The following is a 4,564-nucleotide window of genomic DNA, read 5'->3' on the forward strand; positions in this document are numbered from 1 at the left end:
GCCCGCGTCCCGGGCGGGGGCGGGCGGCGCGCTCCCAGGGGCGCCCCCCCGGGCCCCCGGGCCCCCCCCACCCCCCCCCGGCCCCCCCGGGGGGGCCCGGGGGGGGGGGGCCCGGGGCCCCCCGGGCCCCCCCCCCTCCCGTACGGTTCGGGCTACTCCCCGAGCAGGGCCCGCACCCGCTCCTGGCCCACGGCCAGCAGCAGGGTGGGCAGTCGCGGCCCGGTGTCGCGCCCGACGAGCAGGTGGTAGAGCAGCGCGAAGAACGTCCGCTGGGCGGTCTTGATCTCCGGCGGCAGTTCCTTGGGCGTGGCGTCCGGGGAGAACCCGGCCTGCACCTTGGGCACGCCGTACACGAGGTGGGTGAGCCCGTCGAGGGACCAGTTCCCGGCGAGGCCGTCGAGCAGGAGCCGCAGCGACTGGCGGGAGTCCTCGTCGAGGGACTTCAGCAGTTCGCCGTCGGGCTCCTCGCGCACGACGGTCCGCTGGTCGGCGGGAACGTGCGTGTTGATCCAGGCCTCGGCCCTGTCGAAGCGGGGGCGTGCCTCGTCGAGGGTGCCGAGCGGGTTGTCGGGGTCCAGTTCGCTGAGGATGCGCAGCGCCTGGTCCTGGTGTCCGGCGGTGATGTCGGCGACGGAGGCGAGGGTGCGGTACGGCAGCGGCCGGGGCGTGCGGGGCAGCTCGCCGACGGCGGTGCGGACCGCGCGGGAGTGGGCGGCCACGTCGGCCGGGAGCGCGCTGCCGTCGGCGACCTTGGCGTCGAGCTTGTCCCACTCGTCGTAGAGCCGCTGGATCTCCTGGTCGAAGGCGATCTTGAAGGACTGGTTGGGGCGGCGGCGGGCGTACAGCCAGCGCAGGAGCTGCGGCTCCATGATCTTCAGGGCGTCGGCGGGGGTGGGGACGCCGCCCTTGGAGGAGGACATCTTGGCCATGCCGCTGATGCCGACGAAGGCGTACATGGGGCCGATCGGCTGCTTGCCGCCGAAGATGCCGACGATCTGTCCGCCGACCTGGAAGGAGGAGCCGGGCGAGGAGTGGTCGACGCCGCTGGGCTCGAAGATCACGCCTTCGTACGCCCAGCGCATGGGCCAGTCGACCTTCCAGACCAGCTTGCCGCGGTTGAACTCGTCGAGCCGGACGGTCTCGGAGAAGCCGCAGGGGTCGCAGACGTACGTCAGCTCGGTGCTGTCGTCGTCGTAGGCGGTGACGGTGGTGAAGTCCTTCTCGCAGTTGCCGCAGTAGGGCTTGTACGGGAAGTAGCCGGCCGAGCCGGAGCTGCCGTCGTCCTCGGCCGCGGCGCCGGAGCCCTCGGCGGCCTCCAGCTCGGCCTCGTCGAGCGGCTTCTGCTGCTGCTTCTTGGCCGGGGCCTTCTTGGTGCGGTACTGGTCGAGGATCGCGTCGATGTCGCCGCGGTGCCGCATGGCGTGCAGGATCTGCTCGCGGTAGACGCCGGAGGTGTACTGCCGGGTCTGGCTGATCCCGTCGAACTCGACGCCCAGTTCCGCCAGCGACTCGACCATCGCGGCCTTGAAGTGCTCGGCCCAGTTCGGGTGGGCCGAGCCCGGCGGGGCGGGGACGGAGGTCAGCGGCTTGCCGATGTGTTCGGCCCAGGAGTCGTCGACCCCCGCGATCCCGGCCGGGACCTTGCGGTAGCGGTCGTAGTCGTCCCAGGAGATCAGGTGGCGTACCTGGTGGCCGCGCCGGCGGATCTCGTCGGCGACGAGGTGCGGCGTCATGACCTCGCGGAGGTTCCCGAGGTGGATGGGGCCCGAGGGGGAGAGGCCGGACGCGACGACGACCACCGGAGCGGCAGCGAGTGATGTCGCTTTGCCCGGGGCCCGACGCTCCGACTCCTCGATGACCTCATCCGCGAAACGGGAGACCCAGTCGGTGGTCTCGGTGCTCTGAGCCACGATCGGCACGTCCTCTGGTGTGAAGGCTTGAAGGTTCGAAGTGCGTTCCATTGTCCCAGGCCGGGCCGCATCCGCGAAAACCGCTTTTCACCGCGTGGGATACTCGGTCCCCGTAGTACTTTCCGGAACCCGAGCAGAACGGCAGCCACCCCATGGCCTCGGTCACGTCCCTCAGTCACTCCGTCGAACAGCGTCTCGCGTCCGCCCTCTCGGCTGCTCTGCCGGAGGCCGTCGGCGCGGACCCGCTGCTGCGACGCAGCGACCGGGCGGACTACCAGGCGAACGGGATCCTGGCCCTGGCGAAGAAGGCGAAGGCCAACCCGCGGGAGCTGGCGACGCGGGTCGTCTCCGAGGTGGTCGCCGGTGACCTGATCAAGGACGTCGAGGTCTCCGGGCCGGGCTTCCTGAACGTGACGGTCACCGACCGGGCGATCGTGGAGAACCTCGGCGCGCGGTACGCGGACGCCGACCGCCTCGGGGTGCCCCTCGCGGACGCGCCGGGCACCACGGTGATCGACTACGCCCAGCCGAACGTGGCGAAGGAGATGCACGTCGGCCACCTGCGGTCGGCGGTCATCGGTGCCGCGGTCGTGCAGATCCTGGAGTTCACCGGCGAGACCGTGGTGCGCCGGCACCACATCGGCGACTGGGGCACCCAGTTCGGCATGCTCATCCAGTACCTGGACGAGCACCCGCACGAGCTGGACCACAAGGACTCCGAGGTCAGCGGTGAGGAGGCGATGTCGAACCTCGACCGCCTCTACAAGGCCGCGCGCAGGCTGTTCGACGCGGACGAGGAGTTCAAGACGCGGGCGCGGCGCCGGGTGGTGGACCTCCAGGCCGGGGACCCGCACACCCTGGCCGTGTGGCAGCGGTTCGTCGACGAGTCGAAGATCTACTTCTTCTCCGTCTTCGAGAAGCTGGACATGGAGATCCGGGACGAGGACATCGTCGGCGAGTCGGGTTACAACGACATGCTGGCGGAGACCTGCCGTCTCCTGGAGGAGTCGGGCGTGGCGGTCCGCTCGGAGGGCGCCCTGTGCGTCTTCTTCGACGACGTCAAGGGCCCGGACGGCAACCCGGTCCCGCTCATCGTGCAGAAGTCGGACGGCGGCTACGGCTACGCGGCGACCGACCTGTCGGCGATCCGCGACCGCGTCCTCCAGCTCAAGGCGGACACGCTCGTCTACGTCGTCGACGCGCGGCAGTCGCTGCACTTCAAGATGGTCTTCGAGACCGCGCGCAGGGCCGGCTGGCTGAACGGCGACGCCACGGCGCACCAGCTCGCCTTCGGTACGGTCCTGGGCAAGGACGGCAAGCCGTTCAAGACGCGTGAGGGCGAGACGGTCAAGCTGGTGGACCTCCTCGACGAGGCGGTCGACCGCGCCACGGCGGTCGTGCGGGAGAAGGCGGAGAAGGTCGGCCTGACCGAGCGGGAGATCGAGGAGAACGGCCGGTACGTCGGCATCGGCGCCGTCAAGTACGCCGACCTGTCGACCTCCGCCGTGCGGGACTACAAGTTCGACCTGGACCAGATGGTCTCGCTGAACGGCGACACGTCGGTCTACCTCCAGTACGCGTACGCCCGTGTCCAGTCGATCCTGCGCAAGGCGGGCGAGGCCCGCCCGGCCGCGCACCCGGAGCTGGAACTGGCCCCGGCGGAGCGGGCGTTGGGCCTGCACCTGGACCAGTTCGGGGAGACGGTCCAGGAGGTCGCGGCGGCCTACGAGCCCCACAAGCTGGCCGCGTACCTGTACCAGCTGGCCTCGCACCTGACGACGTTCTACGACCAGTGCCACGTGCTGTCCGCCGACAACGCGCCGGAGGTCGTCGAGAACCGCCTCTTCCTGGTGGACCTCACGGGCCGCACCCTCCACAAGGGCATGGCCCTGCTGGGCATCCGGACACCCGAGCGGCTCTGACCGGCCCTCGTCCCGCCGGCTCCGGCCCCGACCTGTCGCTGCAGGTCGGGGCCGTTTTTCGTGTTCCTGCCGGGCATCACGGCCGGGCGGAACGGGGCAAGATCGAAATGCGGTGGGCGCCGTACGCCCCGACGCTGGCGATGTAGGGCGGAGCGCCGAGGCCGTGACGGCCGAGCACTCCGCCGAGCCATGCGTCGACGAAAGAGGAGAACATGACGGCAACGACGGAGACCCCCACGTCGGAAAAGGCGGGAGTCGGTACGGAAGAGGTCGGTGAGGAATCCGCCATCGGCCCCCTGCTTCTGGCGGCCATGCTGGCCCGTCGCGAGGAGCACGGTGAGGAGTCCGGCATCGAGCACCCGCTGCTCCTGGCCGCGCTGATGCGGCGCGGCCGCGAGGAGCGCGGCGAGGACTCCATCATCCAGCACCCGCTGCTGCTCGCCGCCCTCATGCGGCGCCGCGGCCGCGAGGAGCGCGGCGAGGACTCCATCATCCAGCACCCGCTGCTCCTGGCCGCCCTCATGCGGCGCGGCCGCGAGGAGCGCGGCGAAGGCTCCCTCATCGAACACCCGCTGCTGCTCGCCGCGCTGATGCGGCGTGGTCGCGAGGAGCGCGGCGAAGGCTCCCTCATCGAGAACCCGCTGCTGCTCGCCGCCCTCATGCGGCGCCGCGGCCGCGAGGAGCGCGGCGAGGACTCCATCATCCAGCACCCGCTGCTCCTGGCCGCCCTCA

At 71.1% G+C, this 4,564-nt stretch carries 3 protein-coding genes; 2 read left to right on the forward strand and 1 reads right to left on the reverse strand.

Annotation, left to right across the window (positions count from 1 at the left end; translation table 11 throughout):
* Window positions 1–152: 152 nt before the first annotated feature.
* On the reverse strand, window positions 153–1,919 hold the full coding sequence (gene lysS, locus ACIP5W_RS21105; protein WP_401475478.1) for a lysine--tRNA ligase: 1,767 nt from the start codon (window positions 1,917–1,919) through the stop codon (window positions 153–155).
* 143 nt (window positions 1,920–2,062) lie between these two features.
* Between lysS and argS the strand changes: the two genes are divergently transcribed.
* Together argS and ACIP5W_RS21115 are read left to right on the forward strand one after the other, a co-directional pair.
* Window positions 2,063–3,832 carry an arginine--tRNA ligase gene (argS, locus tag ACIP5W_RS21110; RefSeq protein WP_401475481.1) on the forward strand — a complete coding sequence of 590 codons (1,770 nt, stop codon included), beginning with the start codon at window positions 2,063–2,065 and terminating at the stop codon, window positions 3,830–3,832.
* A gap of 212 nt (window positions 3,833–4,044) precedes the next feature.
* The coding region (locus ACIP5W_RS21115) for a hypothetical protein (protein ID WP_401475484.1) at window positions 4,045–4,564 on the forward strand (520 nt) is incomplete at its 3' end.

It is taken from the genome of Streptomyces sp. NPDC088766, from assembly GCF_044750845.1.
Taxonomy (GTDB): Bacteria; Actinomycetota; Actinomycetes; order Streptomycetales; family Streptomycetaceae; genus Streptomyces.